General features: G+C 73.0%; 13 protein-coding genes. 6 read left to right on the forward strand and 7 right to left on the reverse strand.

Going from position 1 to position 20,943, the window contains the following annotated elements; genetic code table 11:
* Positions 1-135 precede the first annotated feature (135 nt).
* The 3 genes from glnA to ABGB21_RS11000 all read left to right on the forward strand — a co-directional run bounded on the left by glnA (position 136) and on the right by ABGB21_RS11000 (position 3,121).
* On the forward strand, positions 136-1,560 hold the full coding sequence (gene glnA, locus ABGB21_RS10990; protein WP_347677569.1) for a type I glutamate--ammonia ligase: 1,425 nt from the start codon (positions 136-138) through the stop codon (positions 1,558-1,560).
* Positions 1,561-1,688: 128 nt separating this feature from the next.
* Positions 1,689-2,090, forward strand: coding sequence for a helix-turn-helix transcriptional regulator (locus ABGB21_RS10995; protein ID WP_347677571.1), 402 nt, complete (start codon positions 1,689-1,691; stop codon positions 2,088-2,090).
* Positions 2,087-3,121 carry a GlsB/YeaQ/YmgE family stress response membrane protein gene (locus ABGB21_RS11000; RefSeq protein ID WP_347677573.1) on the forward strand — a complete coding sequence of 345 codons (1,035 nt, stop codon included), beginning with the start codon at positions 2,087-2,089 and terminating at the stop codon, positions 3,119-3,121. Before ABGB21_RS10995 ends, ABGB21_RS11000 begins: the two co-directional genes overlap by 4 nt.
* A gap of 142 nt (positions 3,122-3,263) precedes the next feature.
* On the opposite strand, the gene ABGB21_RS11005 is transcribed toward ABGB21_RS11000, so the two are convergent.
* The gene (locus ABGB21_RS11005; RefSeq protein ID WP_347677575.1) at positions 3,264-4,133 is read right to left on the reverse strand and encodes a metallophosphoesterase; all 870 of its coding nucleotides are present in this window, start codon (positions 4,131-4,133) and stop codon (positions 3,264-3,266) included.
* A 129-nt stretch (positions 4,134-4,262) separates the two neighbouring features.
* Positions 4,263-5,870 carry a pyridoxal-dependent decarboxylase gene (locus ABGB21_RS11010; RefSeq protein ID WP_347677577.1) on the reverse strand — a complete coding sequence of 536 codons (1,608 nt, stop codon included), beginning with the start codon at positions 5,868-5,870 and terminating at the stop codon, positions 4,263-4,265.
* Between the two features lie 205 nt (positions 5,871-6,075).
* Here ABGB21_RS11010 and ABGB21_RS11015 point away from each other — a divergent pair, with 205 nt between their 5' ends.
* Positions 6,076-9,381: an NACHT domain-containing protein gene (locus ABGB21_RS11015; RefSeq protein ID WP_347677579.1), complete on the forward strand. Its 3,306-nt coding sequence runs from the start codon at positions 6,076-6,078 to the stop codon at positions 9,379-9,381.
* Between the two features lie 61 nt (positions 9,382-9,442).
* Here ABGB21_RS11015 and ABGB21_RS11020 read toward each other — a convergent pair whose 3' ends face one another.
* From ABGB21_RS11020 to ABGB21_RS11030, 3 genes are read right to left on the reverse strand one after another with little or no spacing between them, the layout of a single operon-like run.
* Positions 9,443-11,236, reverse strand: a complete 1,794-nt coding sequence (locus ABGB21_RS11020) for a hypothetical protein (protein ID WP_347677581.1) — start codon at positions 11,234-11,236, stop codon at positions 9,443-9,445.
* A complete protein-coding gene (locus ABGB21_RS11025; RefSeq protein ID WP_347677583.1) occupies positions 11,229-14,288 on the reverse strand; it encodes a bifunctional [glutamine synthetase] adenylyltransferase/[glutamine synthetase]-adenylyl-L-tyrosine phosphorylase in 3,060 nt (1,019 codons plus the stop codon). Before ABGB21_RS11025 ends, ABGB21_RS11020 begins: the two co-directional genes overlap by 8 nt.
* Positions 14,289-14,325: 37 nt before the next feature.
* Positions 14,326-15,111 carry a type 1 glutamine amidotransferase gene (locus ABGB21_RS11030; protein ID WP_347677585.1) on the reverse strand — a complete coding sequence of 262 codons (786 nt, stop codon included), beginning with the start codon at positions 15,109-15,111 and terminating at the stop codon, positions 14,326-14,328.
* Between the two features lie 92 nt (positions 15,112-15,203).
* Between ABGB21_RS11030 and ABGB21_RS11035 the strand changes: the two genes are divergently transcribed.
* Positions 15,204-16,133: an LD-carboxypeptidase gene (locus tag ABGB21_RS11035; RefSeq protein WP_347677587.1), complete on the forward strand. Its 930-nt coding sequence runs from the start codon at positions 15,204-15,206 to the stop codon at positions 16,131-16,133.
* Here the strand turns inward: ABGB21_RS11035 and ABGB21_RS11040 are convergent.
* Entirely contained in the window at positions 16,130-19,402 is a 3,273-nt protein-coding gene (locus tag ABGB21_RS11040; RefSeq protein WP_347677589.1) for a hypothetical protein, read from the reverse strand. The genes ABGB21_RS11035 and ABGB21_RS11040 overlap by 4 nt on opposite strands.
* 338 nt (positions 19,403-19,740) lie before the next feature.
* On the opposite strand from ABGB21_RS11040, the gene ABGB21_RS11045 reads away from it, so the two are divergent.
* The gene (locus ABGB21_RS11045) at positions 19,741-20,286 is read left to right on the forward strand and encodes a hypothetical protein (RefSeq protein ID WP_347655290.1); all 546 of its coding nucleotides are present in this window, start codon (positions 19,741-19,743) and stop codon (positions 20,284-20,286) included.
* A gap of 211 nt (positions 20,287-20,497) precedes the next feature.
* Here the strand turns inward: ABGB21_RS11045 and ABGB21_RS11050 are convergent, their stop codons facing one another.
* Complete coding sequence (locus ABGB21_RS11050; RefSeq protein WP_347655291.1) at positions 20,498-20,923, reverse strand: DUF350 domain-containing protein; 426 nt, start codon at positions 20,921-20,923, stop codon at positions 20,498-20,500.
* Positions 20,924-20,943: the final 20 nt, after the last annotated feature.

Raw genomic sequence — 20,943 nt, forward strand, 5'->3', positions numbered from 1 at the left:
ACCAGCCGGACACCAGGTATGATCACGCTCCGCAGATGCCGTAACACGGCGGAAACAACAGAGACATGCTCGGGCAATCGCATGGCCATAGCGTCGCCAGCAGCCTAGCCACCAGTGGACGTGCCAGGAGGACGTGTGTTCGCCAATCCCGAGGAACTCCTGCGATACCTCAAGAATGAGGACGTGAAGTTCGTCGACGTACGTTTTTGTGACCTGCCCGGCGTGATGCAGCACTTCAACCTGCCGGTCGAGTCCTTCGACGAGTCGGTCTTCACCGACGGTCTGGCCTTCGACGGATCGTCGATCCGCGGGTTCCAGGCGATCCACGAGTCGGACATGCTGCTGCTGCCCGACGTCGCGACCGCCTTCGTCGACCCGTTCCGCGCCGAGAAGACGGTCGCCCTGAACTTCTTCATCCACGACCCGTTCACCCGCGAGGCATACTCCCGGGACCCGCGCAACGTGGCGAAGAAGGCCGAGGCCTACCTGGCGGCCAGCGGCATCGCCGACACGGCGTACTTCGGCCCGGAGGCGGAGTTCTACATCTTCGACTCGATCCGGCACGAGACCTCGGCGCACCAGTCCTACTACTACATCGACTCGATCGAGGGCGCCTGGAACACCGGTCGCGAGGAGCCGGGCGGCAACCGGGGCTACAAGACCCCGTACAAGGGTGGCTACTTCCCGGTGCCGCCGGTCGACCACTACGCCGACCTGCGCGACCAGATCGTCCGCAAGCTGATCGACACCGGCTTCACCGTCGAGCGTTCGCACCACGAGGTGGGCACCGCCGGCCAGGCTGAGATCAACTACAGGTTCTCCACCCTGCTGCACGCCGGCGACCAGCTGCAGCTCTTCAAGTACATCGTCAAGAACACCGCCTGGGCGGCCGGCAAGACCGCGACCTTCATGCCCAAGCCGCTCTTCGGCGACAACGGCTCCGGCATGCACACCCACCAGAGCCTCTGGCTGAACGGTGAGCCGCTGTTCTACGACGAGACCGGCTACGCCGGCCTGTCCGACACCGCCCGCTGGTACATCGGCGGCCTGCTGCACCACGCCCCGTCGCTGCTGGCCTTCACCAACCCGACGGTCAACTCGTACCGCCGGCTGGTGCCGGGCTTCGAGGCGCCGGTCAACCTGGTCTACTCGCAGCGCAACCGCTCGGCCTGCACCCGTATCCCGGTCACCGGCAGCAACGCCAAGGCGAAGCGGGTCGAGTTCCGGGTGCCGGACCCGTCGGCAAACGTCTACCTCGCCTTCTCGGCGATGATGATGGCCGGCCTCGACGGCATCAAGAGCAAGATCGAGCCGCCGGAGCCGATCGACAAGGACCTCTACGACCTTCCGCCGGAGGAGTGGGGTTCGGTCAAGCAGGTCCCCGGCTCGCTGCCCGAGGTACTCGACTCGCTGGAGGCCGACCACGACTTCCTGCTCGAGGGCGGCGTCTTCACCCCCGACCTGATCTCGACCTGGGTCGAGTGGAAGCGCGCCAACGAGGTGGACCCGGTCCGGCTGCGGCCGACCCCGCACGAGTTCGCGATGTACTTCGACTGCTGATCCACGTCACGACCACCGGCACGGGCCGGTCCGCCACGGCGGACCGGCCCGTGCCGTTTTCAGGTCAACCACCCGACTCGCCGATAACTTCGCTGCCGATATAGCTTCGTCACCGATACATTGATCCCATGACCGCTCCGACCCCGCTGCGGGAACCCACCTTCCTGATCCTCACCGCGCTGGCCCGCGAGCCGATGCACGGCTACGGCATCGTCACCGAGGTCGCCGCCCTCTCCGAGGGCCGACTCTCGCTGCGCCCCGGCACCCTCTACGGCGCCCTCGACCGGCTTGCCGACGAGGGGCTGGTCGCACCGGACCGCGAGGAGGTCGTCGACGGCCGCCTCCGCCGCTACTACCGGCTCACCGACGCCGGCACCGCCGCGCTCACCGTCGAGACCGAACGACTGCGGCGCAACGTCGAGGCGGCGAGCCAACGGCTGCGGGCCCGCCTCGGCCGTGCCGCCCGGGCCGGCGCCCCCGGGTCCGCCGCCGCCCGTCCCAGGCTGCGACCGGCGGGAGGGCCGGCATGACCACCGAGGAGACCTCACCCCTGGTACGCCGCTACCGCCGGCTGCTCCGGATCTACCCCGCCGGCTACCGGGCCGAACGCGGCGACGAGATCGTCGGGACGTACCTCGATCTGGTGGACCCGAAACGGCGCTGGCCGTCCCCGGCGGACGCCGCCGACCTGCTACGCGGCGGGCTACGTGAGCGGCTGCGCGGGTACGGCGCCCTCGGGCTCGCCACCGCCGTGCCGGTCGCCGCCACCCTCGCCCTGCACACCCTGATCACGCTCGCCCTCTTCCTGCTGCTGCAGGTCGAGTTCGCCGACGTACGCCAGGCCGAGCTGACCGACCGGATAGGTCCGGTGCAGACCGTCGGCGCGGTCGTCTGGGCCGGCTGGCTGCTCGTCGGGCTCGTCGTGCTCGCCCTCCCCGGCCGCTGGGGACGCCGGGCCGCCCTCGGCGCCCTGCTGCTGACCGTGGTCGTACCGACGGTGGCCACCCTCGTCGGGCAACCCCGGCCGCCGCTCTTTGTCCTCATCCCCGCCGCCGCACTCGGGCTGGCGACCCTGGCCCTGCCCGACCGGCCGGGCTGGGTCGGCCGCCTGCTGCCGCTGGTCGCCGCCGGGATCGGCGGCGGCACCTCCGCCGCCTACCACCTGGCCCAGGGCAACAGCGACTGGTTCACCTCGTACCGGTCGACGCCGGAACTGCTGGGCATGGCCGGTGGCCTGCTGTTCGGACTGGCCGTGGTGATCGCGATCGGTCGCGCGGCAGCCGGCGACGACAGCGGGCTCTGGACCGCCCTGCTGCTGACCGTGCCCGCCGGACTGCTCGGCACCAACCAGCTCGCCCAGGCCTACTGGAGCACCCGGGGCGGCGGCCCGACCTGGTGGATGCTCGCCGCCACCGCCGGAGTCGTCACCCTGGCCGGGGCGACACTACTGGCCGCCGCGATCACCCTCCAAGCCGTCCGACACCGGGCGGTACGGCGACGCGTACTCGCCGGCCCCTGCCCGACCTGCGGACACCACCCGACGCCGGACTCACCGGCCTGACGCGTCGGACCCGACAAGTTCAGCCGCCCCGAACGTGCGCCGGCCGGTGCGGCGCACGTTCGGGTGGTTGATGCCCGACCGGCGTCCGGACCGGAGGCTGCGGATGGTGACACCGGCTCGACGAGGCCAGACGGCCCGCCCATCATGGCTCCTCGCCCACGACCTCCTCGCGCGACACCGCGTCGACGAGGTACACCTGCTCCCCGGCCCGCGGGTCGCGGGCGTGCAGCACGTGGAAGAGCGGGGAGGTCGGGCCGCCGAGATCCACCACGGTGGCCCCGGCGCCCAGTACCGCGCGCTCCCACCGCGACGACGCGGTGAGATCGATGCGGGTGACCACGCCGGGCGTCACCCACACCGGTATGCCCCGTAGCAGGCCGGACAACTGCAGATGGAAGTGACCGCACAGGATCGCCCGGACGTCTGTGCCCTGTACCGCGTCGGCCAGCTCACCGGCGTTACGCAGGCCCACGCTGTCCATGATCGGGGAGGTGGGCACGGCGATCGGCGGGTGGTGCAGCACGAGCACCGTGCCCGCCGCGGCGGGTTCGGCCAGCACGTCACGCAGCCAGGCCAGCTGGGCCGGGTCGAGATGCCCGTACACCTGGCCAGGCACGAGACTGTCCAGTGTGATCACGCGCAGCCCGGCAACGCTGCTGACGGCGGCACGTTCACCGGACTCGCCCGTCATGGTCGCGCCGATGTCGGTGCCGTCGGCGGCCAGGTGCCCGGAGCCGAGCGTGGCCGCGAATGCCTCACGGGTGTCGTGGTTGCCCGTGCAGTAGACATGCGGGATGCCCCGCTCCGCGCAGAACCGGCCCACCTGCTCGCGCACGCCCGCGCAGCCTTCGGCGGAGCCGTCGTCGGCGATGTCGCCGCTCACGACGACCACATCCACGTCCGGCACGAAGCGCGCGTCGTACAGGATGCGCGCCAGCGCTGCGGAGGCATCGACGTCAGGGCTGTTCAGGTGGGTGTCGGACAGGTGCAGGATCCGGTGGTGAACGGTCACGGACGCGTCTCCTCGTCTGATCGACAAGGGGCACCCAGGCGGTCGACGCCCCGACCTTCACTCCCCGGTGGTCGCCCACCCACGCCAGTCGTGTGTGCACAACCTAACCGGACGACGATCGGGCGACAATCACGTTGCCCGGGTGACCCGCGAGACAGCCGACGACGGAGGTGGCGCGAGCCGGGCCACCAGTTCTCGTACCACGTCGACCAGCAGGTCGATGTCGGCCTCGGTGGTCCGCCAGTTGACGATCGCCGGGCGCAGCGCCACCCGACCGGCGTAGACGGTGGTGCCGGCGTACACCCGGCCGTCGGCGAGCAGCGCCGCACCGAGCCGCCGGTTGAGGTCGTCGAGCTGGTCGGCGGGGACATGCTCCGGAGCGGCCCGGAAACAGACGATGCAGAGCGGCACCTCGGCCAGCCGTTCCAGCTCGGGTGCCTCGTCGACCAGCCGGGCGAGCCGCTGGGCGAGATCGAGTTGCCGCTCCACCATCAGCCGGTAGCCGGTGCGGCCGTACGCGGCCAGGGTCGCCCAGATCGGCATCGCCCGGGCCCGACGGGACGACTCCGGCCCGTGAAGCGCGTAGTCCACCGGGCCGTCCGGCAGCGCCGGCTGGACCGAGCGGGCCGAGGCCGGCCGGTCGGCGGACGAGCGATCGGCGGCCGGACCGCCCGACCCGAGCGGGCTGCCCGGCCCCGGCAGGTACGCCGTGCCCGGCATGCCGAACGCCGCCGGAAGCCGGCTCGGCTCCTTCAGGAAGGCGAAACCGCTCTCGTACGGCACGTTCAGCCACTTGTGGGCGTCACCGGCGATCGAGTCGGCCCGGTCGATCCCCTCGACCAGCCCGGCGGTACGCGGCGACACGGCGGCGAAGAGCCCGAACGCCCCGTCCACGTGCAGCCAGGCACCGTACCGTTCGGCGAGGTCGGCGAGGATGTCGAGCCGGTCGAAGTCACCGGCGTTGACCTCTCCGGCGTTACCGATCAGGATCGCCGGGCCGGACAGTTCCGCCAGCCGCCGCTCGATCGCCGGCAGGTCCGCCCGGCCCACCGGGTCGGCGGCGTACACCTCGACGGTGTCGCGCCCGTGACCGAGCATCTGCAGGGCCTTGCGGGCACTGGCGTGGACGTACCCGCCGGAGACGACCGGCATCCGGGGCAGGCCGGCCAGCCCGTCGGCGGCGACGTCGACGTCGTGCTGTTCGGCCCACCAGTGGGTGGCCACGGCCAGCGAGGTGAAGTTCGCGAAGGTGGCGCTCGGGACCAGGGCGCCGCCGTACGCCTCGGGCAGCCCGAACAGTTCCCGCAGCCAGCGCAGCGCGATCCGTTCCAGCTCGGCGGCAAGCGGCGAGGAGGCCCGGAAGGCGGCGTTCTGGTCCAGCAGCGACGTGGTCCAGTCGGCGGCGAGGGCGGCCGGGGTCGCCCCGCCGATGACAAAGTGGAAGAACCGGGGTCCGGCGGAATGGGTGGCGGCGGCCGTGCCGACCCGGAGCAGCCGTTCGACCGCGGCGAGCGTCCCGACGCCCTGCTCCGGCAACCCGTCGCTGTCGCCGACCCGACCGGCCAACCCCTCGCCACCGCTGTCACCGACGAGGCGGGCGAGGTCGGCCAGCAGCGGGGCGGTGCCGGGGTCGTACACCGGGCGCTCGGCAAGCGAGTCGAGGTACGGCCCCGCGGCGGCGGACACCCGCGCCAACACCTCTGTCTCGACATCCCGGTCGAAAAACGGATCGCCCATGTCAACCTCCCGATCCGCCTCAGACTGCCAGCGCATGCGGCGGGCCGCAGTGGCCAATTCCACCCCGGTGGCGAGATGACCGGCCGAAGTGGACGGCGCGGTTACCGGAGCGCCCCGTCGCGACGGTCGTCCATACCAGGTCTGCCCGGATTTCGAGTACGATTCCGCTCGCTTCCCGTGCCGCCGACCCGCTGGAGGTCGACAGATGCCCCTGTTCGAGACCGCCGCGACGGGGCTCGCGAGGACGGTGGCGACACACGCCGCCCAGCAGTGGCTGGCGGCCCGCCGGGACCGCGCCGACCGCGGACGTGACCTCTCCGAGCTGATGGAGCTCAGCTTCCGGGACCGGCTGCATCGGCGGAAGGCGGAACTGCAGTTCGAAAGCCTCGCCGCCGACATCGCCGGTCGGGTCGAGCGGCTCTTCGCGGCGGACCACGCCGCGATCCCGGAGCACGAGTCGGCGGCGGCGCTCGACATCGTCGCCCGTACCTTCGGCCCCGACGCCCGGACAGACGCCACGCTCTTCGCCGCCGACGCCGATCCGGCCGCACTCGTCGCCCGGCTCCGTCCGGCACTCGCCGGCCATGCCCGGACTGTGGGGTTGAGCGAGGCGTCGGCGCGGCTGGCCGACCGGGTCCTGGTGGACTGTGTGCAGTGCTACGTCGAGGTGGTTCGACACCTGCCTGAGTTCAACAGCCGGGCCAACCAGGAGACCCTGGCGCGACTGACCCAGATCTCCACCGACCTGGCCGAGATCCTGGCCCGGCTGCCGGTGTCGGCGCGGGCCGCCGAGGCGCCGCCGGACGACGACGTGACCAGCCGCTACCTGCGATTCCTCGCCAGCGAGTACGACCAACTCGAACTCTTCGGCGTCGACGTGCACAACTACAGCCCGGAGACGACGCTGAGCATCGCGTACCTCAGTCTGGTCGTCTCCGACCCGGATCGCCGGACCCGGACCGACAACCGGATCCGCAAGACCGGCCCGGCCCGACGCGGCGCGTTCTTCCGGGGCGCGAAGGGCGAAAGCGGCGAGGAGCAGACCGGCCTGCGGGTGGAGACGGCGCTCGCCCGGGGCCGACGGATCCTGATCCGGGGCGAGGCCGGCTCCGGTAAGAGCACCCTGCTGCGCTGGCTGACCGTCACGGCCGCCCGCGAGGGCTTCACCGGTGGTCTGCGGGACTGGAACGGCCGGATTCCTTTCCTGGTCAAGCTCCGCGCCTACCCGGACGGGACATTGCCGCCGGTGGGCCCGCGGCTCGGCGCCGACATCGCACAGTTCGCCGCCGAGGCACCGACCGGGCTCGTCGAGCGGATCTTCGCCACCGGTCGCGCGCTGTTGCTGGTCGACGGCGTCGACGAACTGGTACGCAGCCAGCGCGCCGGCGTCCGGCAGTGGCTCCGGCGGCTCCTCAACCGGTACCCAGACGTGATCGTGTTGGTCACCTCCCGACCGACCGCCGCCCCCGCCCGCTGGCTGACCGGCGAGGGCTTCGCCACGCTGACCCTGGAACGGATGGCTCCGGCCGACATCGTCGAGTTCGTCCGACGTTGGCACCGGGCGATCGGCGCCGGCCGTCACCTGCCCTGCGAGCCGGCCGACCTGCCCCGGTACGAACGCCGGCTGCTGAACCGTCTGGACGCCAACCACCACCTGCGTGGCCTGGCCACCAACCCGCTGATGTGCGCGATGCTCTGTGCGCTCAACCTGGACCGCGCCGACGACCTGCCACACGACCGGATGAGCCTCTACGGGGCGGCGCTGGCGATGCTGCTGGAACGCCGGGACGCGGCCCGGGACGTACCGGCGTACCGGCGGGTGGCGTTGGGTGGGCAGGCGGCGATGTCGCTGCTTCAGGACCTGGCCTGGCGGCTCGCCCTGGCCAACCAGTCCGAACTGGAGATCACCCAGGCCCACTCGCATGTGACCCGGAAACTAGCCACGATGCCGAAGGTGACCGCCGAGCCGGACGACGTCTTCGACCACCTGCTCGACCGCAGCGGGGTGCTGAAGGACGTGGCCGAGGACCGGATCTCCTTTGTGCACCGGACGTTCCAGGAGTACCTGGCGGCCAAGGAGATCGCCGACGAGAACTACGTCGATATCCTGCTCGAGCACGCCACCCGGGACATGTGGCGAGAGACGGTCGTCATGACCGCCGGCCACGCCAGCAGTGAATACCGGCAGCGGCTGATCAACGGCCTGCTCGACCGGGCCGGGTCCGGGCCGCCCCGCAGGGCACGCTGGCTCCGGCTGCTGGCCGCCGCCTGCGTCGAGACCGCGCCGGCGCTGGCGCTCGACACCCTCGGCCGGATCGACGTCTGCCTGGCCCAGCTCACACCACCACGCAGCGTGCTGGAAGCCCACTCCCTGGCCCTGGCCGGCGAACGGGTGATCCGCCACCTTCCGGACGACGTCGCCGGGCTCACTCCGGCCGCGGCAGCGGCGGCGGTCGCCACCGCGGCGTTCGTCGGCGGGGCGCACGCGCTCGACAAGCTCAGCCGGTACGGCCGGGACGACCGGCCGCTGGTGGTCGACGCGCTGATCAAGTCGGCCAGCTACTTCGAGCCGGACGAGTACGGCCGGCGGGTCCTAGCCGACTCGCCCCTGCAGAACGGCTGGGTCGCCCTGGACGGGTGGACCGCGCCGATGGCACGCCACCTGCGCAATCTCCACGGCGTGCGCACCTTCACCGACCCGGCGGAGATTGTCCGGGAACTGCCACCCGTCAAGGGTCTCCGGCTGTACCACGTCCCCGAGGACGGGGAGCCTCCCGTCGTCGCCCTGGACTTCCTCGGCGCTCAGCCTTTCTTGGAGGAGTTGGCGCTGTACCGGCCGGTCGACCCGGCCGAGCTGCCGGCCACCATGACCCGGCTCACCGACCTCACCCTGCGCATCGCCCCCGGGTACCGCACCGCCGACCTCGACTGGCTCGCCCGGTTTCCCCAGCTGACCATGCTCGACCTGGGCGACGTCGGCCCCCCGTCCGGCTTTGATTCGCTGACCGGGCTGACCGCGCTGACCGGGCTCTCACTCGTCGCTCCCGAGGAGAGCGTGGACGGCCTGGCCGACACGCGCTTCCTGTGCCGCCTGCCCACGCTGACGTCGCTGTACCTCGTCAACTGCACCGACACCCGGGTCGTCGAGTGGATAGCCACCTCGCTGCCCCACCTGGAGACGCTCCAGCTCATGCGGCTGCGCGTACCCGCGCTCGACCTCGACGCCCTCACCGGGCTCCCTCTCACCTCGCTCGACCTCGACGAATTCGAGGGGCCGCTCGACCTCACCCCGCTGGCCGGCCACGCCACCCTGGAACACCTCGACCTCAGCCGCTGTCCACGGCTGGGGGACCTTACGCCGCTCGCCCGGATCTCCGGGCTGAGGCGCCTCCACCTGCACGACGTCCCGGACCTGGATCTCGCCCCGTTCGCGGGCAACCGCGAACTCACCGTCTACCTGAACGGGGACCAGCCGGTCCGTAACGCCGACGGCGTCCGGCTGGTCCGTTGATCCTCCTCCCGTGCCCGGTCGCCGTCCGGGCAATGGGCAGCGGCCTGCGGGCTTGAGGCAGTCAGGACGGGCAGCGCGGACCGGTGTCGGTGAGACCCGAGGCGATCCGGTAACGGCCGGGCCCTGCCACCCGCAGCACTGTCCACTCGCCGTACGGCCGTAGACAGGCTGCCTGGCCGGTCACCCGCAGCCACCGCGACCAGCGCAGCCGGACCAGGGTCTCCCCGGCCGCCGGCACGTCGACGACCAGTTCCGCCGAGGTGGCCCGGATCAGTTCTGCTGCGCCCCCGGCCGGTTCTGCTCCCCCTCCGGTCGGCACCTCGGGCAGGTCGGTGCCGTTGGTGGCCGTCGCCGCCCCGGTCAGGGTGGCCACGATCGAGGGGGTACCGGAGACGGCGTACAGGGTCCAGTCCGGGTGCTGCCAGACCGGGGTCAGGTACGGCAGGCCACCCCGGATCAGTTCCGCCTCCCGGCGACCGACCCAGGAGGGTTTCGCCTCCGACAGGGCAACGTACGCCACCCCGTTGTCCCGCAGCCAGCGCTCGTAGGATTCCGCGTCGACGCTGCCGTCGAGGAAGAGCCGGTTGTGTGCCTGGTCGGCCTGGCGTAGCCAGCCCCGGGCCAACGGCGCGGCCTGCGGGACGTACGCCGCCTCCCAGTAGTTGGCGGTCGCCACCACCTCGATCCGGCCGGCGGGCCGGCGGGCAAGTTCGGCGAGCAGTGGTTGGAAGTAGCTCCGGGAGGCGGTCGGGTCACCGGCCGAACGCAGGTCGCCGACCAGCACCGGCGGCTCCACCAGCGCGGCCAGGGCCACCACGCCGGCCAGGGCGAGCCCGGCCAGCCGTCGACCCGTACCTGTGTCGGATGGTGTCATCCTGGCCACTCTGCGCAACCAGCCTAGGATCCTGGTTGGCATGACGCCGTAGCCGACCAGCAGCGGAATCGCGAACATCGCCGCCAGCCGGGTGGCGTTCAGCCCCACCGGAGTACGGAACGCGAACGCCGCCAGCACCCCGAGGGTGGCCAGCACCGCACCGACCCGGACGGCACGCCGGGGCACCAGCAGCGCGACAGCCAGGCTGGCGACAGCCGAGGTCAGGGTGTCGGAGAGGCTGATGTTCATCCAGCCACCGCTGCCGAAGGCCAGCCCGAGCCCGAGGGTCGGGATCGCGGCGGCCAGGGCCAGCACCACGCCGTCACCGAGATGCGCGGAACCGGGGTGTGCCCAGCGGGCCCTTCCGCCAACGGAGACGGCAACAGGGGGCCGCGCCTTGACCGCCAGGGCGACGCCGGCGAGGCCGACGAAGAGGCCGGCGACCGGGCTGGCGGCACCGGCGAGCAGGGCGGCGAGCCCGGCGCAGGAGAGGCGGAGCAGAGGGCGGGTGCGCAGGGTGGTCAGGGCCAGCAGGGCGAGCAGGCCGAAGGCGACGCCGACCGCGTAGGTGATCCGGCCGGAGACGAGGTTGCCGGCGACGCAGGCCGTACCGAGCAGTCCGCCGAGCAGCGGACGGCGGGCACCGGTCCGCAGCATCAGCAGCGCCAGGGCCGCCGCCGAGACGAGCAGCGCGAGCGCGCCGAGCAGCCGCGGGCCGAGCAGGTCACCGCCGAGCCAGCTCATCAGCGGCGGGGTGAGCAGGCTGTAGCCGTACGGGGAGATGCCCGCGTACCAGCCGAGATCGAGCGGGGCGAAGCCGTGCCGGGTGACGAAGTCGGCCCGGGCGACCTGGGCCGACAGGTCGGTGCCGAGCGGCGGGGCGAGCAGGAACGCCACGGCGAGCAGCACCGCCAGACCGACCGCGCCGAGCGCGGTGGCACGGGGCGGTCTGGCGGCCGTCCGGGGACGCCGGTCAGGCATCGAGGACACGTTCCGCGGCGGCCCGGCACCGGCGCGCCGTCCGCAGGTAGTGGTCGAGGAACTCGCCCGGGTCGCCGCCGCCGAGCAGGCGTACCACGCCGGCCAGTTCGACGCCGTGCCGGGGCAACTGGTCGCCGGCCCGGCCCCGGACCAGCATCAACGCGTTACGGACCTGGGTGGCCAACGTCCAGCCGGCGGCCAGCGCGGCGGCGTCGGCCTCCTCGACCAGTCCGGCGTCCCGGGCGGCGGCGAGCGCGTGCAGGGTACGGGTGGACCGCAGTTCCGGGATCGCGCCGGCGTGCCGGAGCTGGAGCAACTGGACAGCCCACTCCACGTCGGCCAGGCCGCCCCGGCCGAGCTTGGTGTTCGTCGCCGGGTCGGCGCCCCGGGGCAGCCGCTCGGTCTCCACCCGGGCCTTGATCCGGCGGATCTCCACCACCTGTTCCCGGGTCAGTCCCCGCGCCGGGTACCGGACCGGGTCGGCGACCGCCTCGAACTCGGCGCCGAGGTCGGCGTCGCCGCAGACGTGGCGGGCCCGGAGCAGGGCCTGCGCCTCCCACGCCTTGGACCAGCGGGCGTAGTACTGGGCGTACGCGCCGAGGCTGCGGACCAGCGGTCCCTGCCGTCCCTCGGGGCGCAGGTCGGCGTCGACCCCCAGCGGCGGGTCGGGAGCCGGCATGCCGAGCAGTCGGCGCAACTCCTCGGCGATCGCGTGTGCGGCCGCGCTGGCCGCGTCCTCGGCGACGCCGGCCGGCGGGTCGTAGACGAAGAGCACGTCGGCGTCGGAGAGGTAGTTCATCTCGTACCCGCCGAGCCGGCCCATGCCGATCACCGCGAACCGCAGTCCGGGCAGGCCCGGCTGGGCGGCCCGGGCAGCCCGCAGCGCCGCGCCGAGCGTGGCGTCGGTGACCGCGGAAAGTCCTGCCCCCACGTCCAGGAAGGACGTGCTGTCGTCGCGTGCGTCGTCGCCCGGCCCCGGCGGTGTCGGGGCGAGCGAACCGGCCCGGTGCAGCACGTCGGCGCAGGCGATCCGGATCAGTTCCCGGCTGCGCAGCGCCCGGATCGCGCGGATCGCCTCCTTCGGGTCGGCCGGTCGTGGTCCCGGGCCGCCCAGGTGGCGGTCGGCGGCGGCACCGAAGCCGTCCCGCAGCACCGTCGCCTCACGCGGGGTCAGCTCGGTGTCCTCGGCCAGCAGCCGCAGCGCCTCCGGATCGCGGGCCAGCAGGTCGGCGACGTAGCGGGAGACGGCCAGGGTACGGGCCAGCCGCCGGGCCACCGGTCCCTCGTCGCGCAGCAGCCGCAGATACCAGGGGGTGCTGCCGAGCTTGTCCGAAACCTTCCGGTAGTTGAGCAGCCCCCGGTCCGGTTCGGGGGCGTCGGCGAACTCCTGGAGCAGCACCGGGAGCAGGGTGCGTTGGATCGCCGCCGTCCGGGTCACCCCGCCGGTCAGGGCCTGGATGTGCCGCAGCGCCCCGGCCGGGTCGGCGAAACCGAGGATCTCCAGCCGTTTGCGGGCCGCTTCCGGGGTCAGCCGCAGCCCGTCCGCCGGTACCCGGGCGACCGCCTCCAGCAGAGGCCGGTAGAGCAGTTTGGCGTGCAGGCGGCGTACCTCGCTGGCGTGCCCGACCCAGTCTGCGCGGAACGCCTCGACGGCGTCCCGGCCGGGCAGCGCGGTGTAGCCGAGCGCGTGCGCCAGCCAGCGCAGCGCCGTCCGCTCCGCCGGCACGGTGTGGGTACGCCGCAGGTGCTGCAGTTGCAGCCGGTGCTCGACGCCGCGCAGGAACCGGTAGCCGCGCAGCAGCGCCTCGCCGTCGGCCCGGCCCACGTACCCGCCGGCGACCAGGGCGCGCAGCGCCGGCAGGGTGCCCCGGGAGCGCAGTGACTCGTCGACCCGGCCGTGCACGAGCTGGAGCAGCTGGACGGCGAACTCGATGTCCCGCAGCCCGCCCGAGCCGCGCTTGACCTCGCGTTCCAGCTCCTTCGGCGGGATGTTGTCGATGATCTTCCGGCGCATCGCCCGGACGTCCTCGACCGCCTCCGGTCGTTCGGCCGCCCGCCAGACCAGCGGGGCGAGTGCCTCGATCCACTCCTCGGCCAGCGCGGTGTCCCCGGCCGCCGGGCGGGCTTTGAGCAGCGCCTGGAACTCCCAGGTCCGGGCCCAACGCCGGTAGTAGGCGAGATGGCTGGCGAGGGTCCGCACCAGCGGGCCGCGACTGCCCTCGGGGCGCAGGGCGGCGTCCACCGGCCAGGCGACCAGCCCACAGATGTGGATCAGCCGGGTGGCGATCCGGGTCGCGGCGGGCAGGTCGTCGTCGGTGGCGGCCACGAAGATCACGTCGACGTCGGAGACGTAGTTCAGTTCGCCGCCGCCGCACTTGCCCATCGCCACCACGGCGAGCCGGGGTGCCGGGGTGTCGGCCGGCAGTTCACCGAGGGCGATGTCGTAGGCGGCGGCCAGGGTGGCGTCGGCCAGTGCGGAGAGCGACGCCATGGTCTGTTCCAGGCCGCGTCCGCCGGTCAGGTCGGCCGCCGCGATCCGCAGCAGGGCCAGCCGGTACGTGTGCCGCAGCACCGCGACCGCCGGCAGTCCGTCCGGTACGCCCGGCAGGTCCCCCTCGGCCCGGGGCGGCAGCCCGTCCGCCCCGGTGCACAGCACCCGCCACTGCTCCGGGTTGGCCGCCAGATGGTCGCCGAGTGTCGAGGAGGCGCCGAGGACCGCGAAGAGCCGGCGGCGCAGCCCCGGGTCGTCGCAGAGCGCGGCGATCAGTGCCGAGCCGTCTTCCGGAGCGGCGGTGGGTGTCGCCGGCGCCGAGCGCCGTTCCGCCTCGACGATCCGGTGCAGTTGACGCAGCGCCAGGTCCGGATCGGCGGCCCGGGAGAGCCCGGTGAGCAGCTCGGCGGCCCCGTCGTCGGCCGGTTCCTGCCCGTCGACGTCCCACAGCCCGAGCCCGTCCGGCCCGAGCAGGTCGGCGGCCCTACCCGGGCCACCCTCGTCGGTCAGTCCGAAGCCGTACCGGGCGAGTCGGGCGCTCGCACTGCCCGGCCTGGTCATGCCTCCTCCTCGCTGCGCCGCTGCACCCCGTCCGCCCCTACTGCCCGAGCAGCGGCAGCGTACGGCGGGGTTCCGCACCGGCGAGCCGACCCTGGGCCAGCATCGCGAACCGGGCGGCGAACGGCTGCCACACCTCCTCGATGTCGGGGAGCACCTCGGCGCAGACCGCCACCACCAGCTCGGGGTCGTAGTCCAGTTCGGCGAGGATCGCGGAGTCGGTCGCCCATTCCGCGATCATGTCGACGTCGCACTCGATGTGGAACTGCAGTCCCCAGGCCCGCTCGCCGAGCCGGAACGCCTGGTGCGGATAGCGGGTCGAGGTGGCCAGCAGGGTGGCGCCCTGCGGCAGTTCGGTGATCTCGTCGGCGTGCCACTGCAGGACGTCCGGGATCAACGGCACGTACCGGAAGATCGGGTCGGTGTCGGCGGCGTCCCGCTTGCCGACGACGCTCGGGCCGACCTCCGGACCGGCCGCGCTCCGCTCGACGGTGCCGGCGTGCGCGGTGGCCAGCAACTGGGCGCCGAGGCAGATCGCCAGGGTCGGCACCTGGTGCCGGACCGCCTTGCGGAGCAGCCCTTCGAGCCGCGGGAACCACGGCGCTCCGGGGCTGCCGTCCGGTCCCGGGTACGCCGACTGCGCGCCGCCGAGCACCACCAGCGCGGCGTACCCGGTCAGGTCGTCGGGGAGGTCGTCGCCGGCGTACGGCCGGAGCACCCGGAGGTCGAGGCCCGCCTCGGTGAGCCACTCCCCCAGCCGGCGGAGGTCGTCGGTCGGGTCGTTCTCGATCACCAGGGCGGTCGCGGTATCGGCGGTGGTTGTCACGGTGTCGAGGCTAGTCGGTGGCCGTCAGCGCCAGCGATAGGCTCGGGTCGGGGCCGGCGGATCATGGCCGGCGACGGTGGCGAGGAGATCCGGTGTCCGACGATCAGGCGGTACGGCCGGCCGCGTTGCGTCCCGGCGACACGGTCCTGCTGGTCTCGCCGTCCGGGCCGACCCGACCGGAACGGGTGGCCCGGGGTGTGGAACTGCTCACCTCCTGGGGTCTGCGTCCGGTGCTCGCCCCGAACGCGTACGCCCGGCACGGCTACCTGGCCGGCGACGACGCGCTACGGGCCGCCGACCTGAACGCCGCCTTCGCCGACCCGACGGTCCGTGGTGTGCTCTGCACCCGGGGCGGGTACGGCGCCCAGCGGGTGGTCGACATGATCGACATGGCGGCGGTCCGCCGTGACCCGAAGGTGGTCGCCGGCTTCTCCGACATCACCGCCCTGCAGTTGGCGCTCTGGCGCGGCGCCCGGCTCGCCACCGTGCACGGCCCGGGTGCCGCCTGGCTGGACGAGCGGACCCCGGCGGCCTCGGCCGAGTCGCTGCGGACCGCGCTGATGAATCCCGAACCGGTGCGGGTGTCCCGGGTCGACACCGAGGAGACGGCGAGCGTGCACGTCCCCGGTACCGCGACCGGCCCGCTGCTCGGCGGAAACCTGTGCCTGCTGGTCTCCTCGCTCGGCACCCCGGACATGCCGGACCTGACCGGGGCGGTCCTGCTGGTCGAGGACGTCGCGGAGCCGCCGTACAAGGTCGACCGGATGCTCACCCACCTGCGCCGGGCCGGGGTGCTGGCGAAACTCGCCGGGGTGGCGGTGGGCCAGTTCACCAGGTGCGCGGACAACTGGGCGGTCGGCGTCGCGGACGTGCTCGCCGAACGGCTCGGCGACCTGGGGGTGCCGGTGCTCGGCGGGCTGCCGATCGGGCACGGGGTCGGGCAGCTCACCGTGCCGGTCGGCGTACCGGCGACGCTGGACGCCACCGCCGGCACCCTGACCGTCTCCCCCGCCGTCCGCTAGTCGGCGTGGTCGGCGACCACCGCGTCGTCGTCCCGGACGGGTGGCGGTGCGGGGCGACGCCGGGGCCACCACCCCAGCTCGGCGAGCCGGCTGATGGCATCGGCCCGTAGATGCCGGTTCTCGGACGCGACCGCGCTGCTGTTGGCCAGGTTCAACAGGATCGGCGCGATGACCCGGTCGGTCTCCGGATCCCGGCCGAGGAAAAGCAGCCCGCACCGCAGCACCGCGACCACCAGTCGGGAGGGGACCACCCCGCCCAGCCAGGTGCCGTCCGCCCCCTCGCGATCCCGCGCGGAGGCACCGCTGATCAGCTCCGCGGCCAGGGTTGCCGGCATCTCCGGGTCGACGGCCAGCCGGTTGAGCAGCAGCGTCCGGAACCGGTGCTGCTCGGCCACGTCGTCCAGGGCCGGCAGTACGGAGTGACAGCGCAGGTAGGCGGCGAGCCGTTCACCCGACCGGTCCGGCGACGACGACATCGTGATCAGTCGTACCAGGTCGTGTGCGATCGAGACCCCGTCCTGCAGCAGGATGGTGTTGAGTCCCGACGGTAGCGTCTCGGCGAGCGGCTCCAGCGCGTGCAGCAGCAGGTCGTCGCCGAGACCGCAGCGCAGGTGTGCCTCACGGCGCAGATGTGCGAAGGACTGGGCCGAGCTCTGCCACGCCCAGAGTGAGCTCGACCGGAGATCGTACGTCCAGAGCGGATCGACCGGCGGCACGGCCACATGGTTCGGGTCGGCGACGATGCACAGGGCAATGTCGCGGTCGCCGTCCCCGGTCCGGAGCCGGTCGAGGGCGAGGGTCTCCACCACGCTCGTCCAGTCGTCGGAGCTGAGCTGGGACTGCCAGAGCAGGGTCTCCCGGTGCCAGACCGGCACCACGTTCCGGTCCGGGTAGAGCCGGCTGCCGGACAGGGTGCCGGCGGCACAGACCGCGAGCAGCAGCAGGTTGACGCCGTACGCGGCGTGCCGGGCCGGCACCGGCAGTCCACGCGGCTGGTAGCCGTCGAACCCGCGCGCGGGTCGGCTGTGGTGTGCGGCCCGGAACAGCCGGACGAGCAGGTCGGTCAAATCCGTCCGCAGGTCGTCGGTCGCGCCCGACATCAGCGCCCGGAGAAATTGGAGGATCGGGGCCCGACCGCTCAACGCCGCGTACGACAGCAGGGCGTGCAGCAGGTCGTCGTCGGGCGCGCCGCCGCCGAGCGACATCGAGGCCGCCGCCTCCCGGGCCACGATGTCGGTCAGCACCTGCCAGGTGAACCGGGCGACCAGGAACTCGCCGAAGGTGGCGTGCAGGAACTCGTACGTCTCCAGCCGCTCGTCGTCGCGCAGCGCCCGGGAGCGGTGTACGAAGAAGAACCGGCCGAGCACGATCTCGGCGGGTCGCAGCGGCGCCCGCAGCTCCGTACCGGCGCCGGATGCCGGGGTCGGGCCGAAGAGGGCGGCCAGGTCGGCGTCGAGCTGTGCCTCGGTGACCCACTGGGCGCTCCGGTTGAACATCGCGAACGCGACCACCGAGAGCCGGCGCAGCTCCTGCTCGACCGCCCGGTCCAGCTCCCGGTCGGGCAGCCCGGGACGCTGCTTCTCGACCTCACGACGGGCGAACCGGCGCAGCAGCCGCTCGTAGAGCTGGTCCTGGCGCAGCTCCCCGGCCGAGCGCAGGGCGTTGTCGTCGGAGTCGTAGAGCGCCAGCATCAGCAGCAGCAGTGGCTGCCCGGCCAGCTCCCGGTAGGCGAGCACGGTCGGCAGCTCCAGCGGCGTCACGCCCCGGGCCGCGAACCCGTCGGCGTTCACCGCGTTCCAGTTGGCCAGCCAGGTCGCCACCCGGGGTTCGTCGAACGGCTCCAGCCGCAGCGCGACGGTGCCCTCCGGTGGCCGGGCCCGGTCGGCGACGCTGGTCCGGCTGGTCACCACGACCACCACCGGGCGGCCCTGGGCCGCCTCCCGGCGCTGGAACGCCGCTACCTTCACCAGGTAGTCGGTCTGGCTGACCCCGGTCGCCTGGAGCAGTTCGTCGAACCCGTCGAGCAGCACCACCGGCAGTACGTCGCCGGCCGACCGGACCAGCGCCGGCCAGTCCAGCCGCTCGCCGGTCGTCGCGCGGACCGCGTACTCGATCTGGTCCTGCAGGTCGGCGCTGGCCGGCACGTCGCGGAGCACGACCCGGACGGGCAGGAAGTCGTCCGCCGGCAGCCGGGCGGCGAGGATCCGGGTGAACACCGACTTTCCGGAGCCGGGTTGGCCGAGGACCAGCAGCGGCGCCTCGACCGCCGCCGGGTTGGTGAGATAGCCGGCGAGGAACTCCGCCAGGTCGTCCCGAACCGGTTGGTCGGCCCACCAGGACTCCTCGCTGGGTCGGGCGGCCGGGCCGAGCGCGGCGACCCGGCACAGCGGCGGCACGTAGCCGGTGCCGAGGCTCGGCATCCGGATCCCGGCGGGCACGTCGCCGGACTCGACGACGGACCGGTCCAGCTCCACCGCGTACGCCCGGGCCAGGCCGGACCGGCGCTCGTCCGGGATCCGGCCGGCGGAGGCCTCCCGGAGCAGCTGTTCGAGGTCGGCCAACGCGGTCGCCACCCGGCGCAGCTCGGCCCGGGTGCCGGCGTGTTCGCGCAGCCCGGTCCAGAACGCCACCTCCGGGAACTCGCCGGCGAGCCGGCCGAACAGTTCCTGGTGCCGGGCCTCCGCCCGGTCCGGCAACTGTTCCAGTACGGCCGCGACGGCGGCCCGGCCGGGGCTGTCGAGCCGGTCGCCGACCGCGAGGCCGGCGACGAAGGCAGCCAGCCAGTCCCCGACCGCCCGGTAGTACTCCCGCAACGCCGTCCGGAACGACTCGTACGGCTGCTGCGGCCCGGGGGTCGGCACGCCGTCGGTGAAAAGGCTGCCCAGCAGGGACTGGTCGGTGTTCCCGGCGCCGGTCAGCACGGCCTGTTCCCGTTCGGTCAGCTCCAGGTCGGCGAAGCGGAACGGCAGGTCGGCCTCGGCCAGCGCCTCGAAGAACGCGGTGACCACGAGCACCCGGTGTGCCGCCGCCAGCCGTTCGGTACGCCCGTACCGGGACAGACCGGCCCGCCGGTCGCCGAGTCTGCCGACCAGCTCGTGACTGAGCCGGACGAACTCGGCCTTGGCGTCGAAGAGCCCGAGTACGGCCGGGGCCGCCACCGCCGCCCCGAGCAGTATCCCGCCGGTCAGGTTGTCCAGTGCCGTGACCAGCGGACTGCGTGCCCCGCCGAGCAGTCGGGCGGCGTCGGCGTAACTGAGCGTCCGGGACACCCGGATCTCCTTTCGAGCAAGCCGGTGGACGGCGACGGTCCCACCGGTCCGGCCGGCGGACAGGACGGCCGTCCGGCCGATCGGGACGGCCGGATCCAAGCATGCCGGTACCGGACAACCCCGGAAAGTGGGCACGTTCCGGCACAGGACAGCAGGGCAGGTGCGGCAAATACCTCTTTCGCCGGGCTTCTCAGCAATCTGCCAGCTCGTTCGCGGCTCCACCCCAGGGTGCTGCCGCAAGGTGGGCCGGGTTGGTTTCACGCGCCTCGTCGGCGTCCGTACCGAGGTCCGGCGTCCGTACCGAGGTCCGGCGTCCATACCGAAGGAGGAACAACCAGGTGGGAAAGCTGCTCTCTCGAAAGAACGTCATCGGTGGTCTGGTCGGCGCGGGTGTGCTCGGCGCGGCGCTGGCCGCCCCGGCGGTCGCGTTCGCCGACGACAGCGCCACCCCGGCACCGTCGCCGAGCGCCTCCGCCCCGGCGTCGGCGGACAGCGGCACGCCGAAGCCGGGTCACGACCAACGCTGGGCGGACCGGCGGGCCGAGCTGGCGAAGGAACTCGCCACCGAGCTGGGCGTACCGCAGGACAAGGTCGAGGCCGCGCTGGCGAAGCTCCGGCAGCAGCACCAGGCCGACCACAAGGGTGACCGGAAGCCCGGCGACAAGGGCGGGTGGAAGCGCGACGGCAAGTCGGCCGCCGACCGCGAGGCGTGGCTCAAGAGCCGGCTCGACAAGGCCGTGACGGACGGCAAGCTGACCCGGGAGCAGGCCGACGCCATCCTCGCGGCGGTCAAGGCGGGCGTGCTGCCGGGCGGCTGGGGCGGCTTCGGGCACGGCGGAGGCCACCAGGCCGACGCCAAGCCGGCCACCCCGAACACCAAGTAACACCGGCGGGCCCAGGCCGGACCGCACCAGGTGACACCGGCGGACCGGCCGCACCAGGTGCCCGGGCCGCGCCGCCTCCTCCACCGGCGCGGCCCGCAACCGTGCCCCCGCCCAGCTGATCGGGGCGGGGGAACGGGTACGGCGTGGGGCGGCGGTCCGGCACTCGCCGCCGCCCCACCTCCGTCCGCCAGTGCGCGACTCCCGGCCGCGGTCAGGCGATACAGGCGCTGACGATCAGCGCCGCCCCGAAGTGGGTGGCCGCGCTCACCCGGGCCGCCGGGTGCGGCTCGTCGGTGCAGATGATCTCGCCGAGCTTGCCCGGGGTGAGCCAGTCCAGCACCAGGAAGGCGAGCGCCATGACGCCGAGCCCGATGAGTCCGAACAGGATCGTCGAGGCGAGACCCTTGGTGAAGTCCGTGTAGCTGGTCAGGATCGCGGTGAAGACGATGCCCGCGATGCCGAGCTGGTTGGCCACCAGCAGCAACGCCGCGTTGCCGTTACGCCGTACCCAGATCAGGTCGCGCAGTTTGCCCGGGGTGAGGGCGTCGACCAGCATGAACCCAGCGGCCATCAGCGCGATGCCGACCACCCCGAACACGATGCTCTGCCAGGCTCCCACGAGCAGATCCTCGACCACCGACTGTCTCCCTCAGGTGT

Origin of the sequence: Plantactinospora sp. B24E8 (assembly GCF_039871735.1) — a bacterium.
Classification (GTDB): domain Bacteria; phylum Actinomycetota; class Actinomycetes; order Mycobacteriales; family Micromonosporaceae; genus Plantactinospora.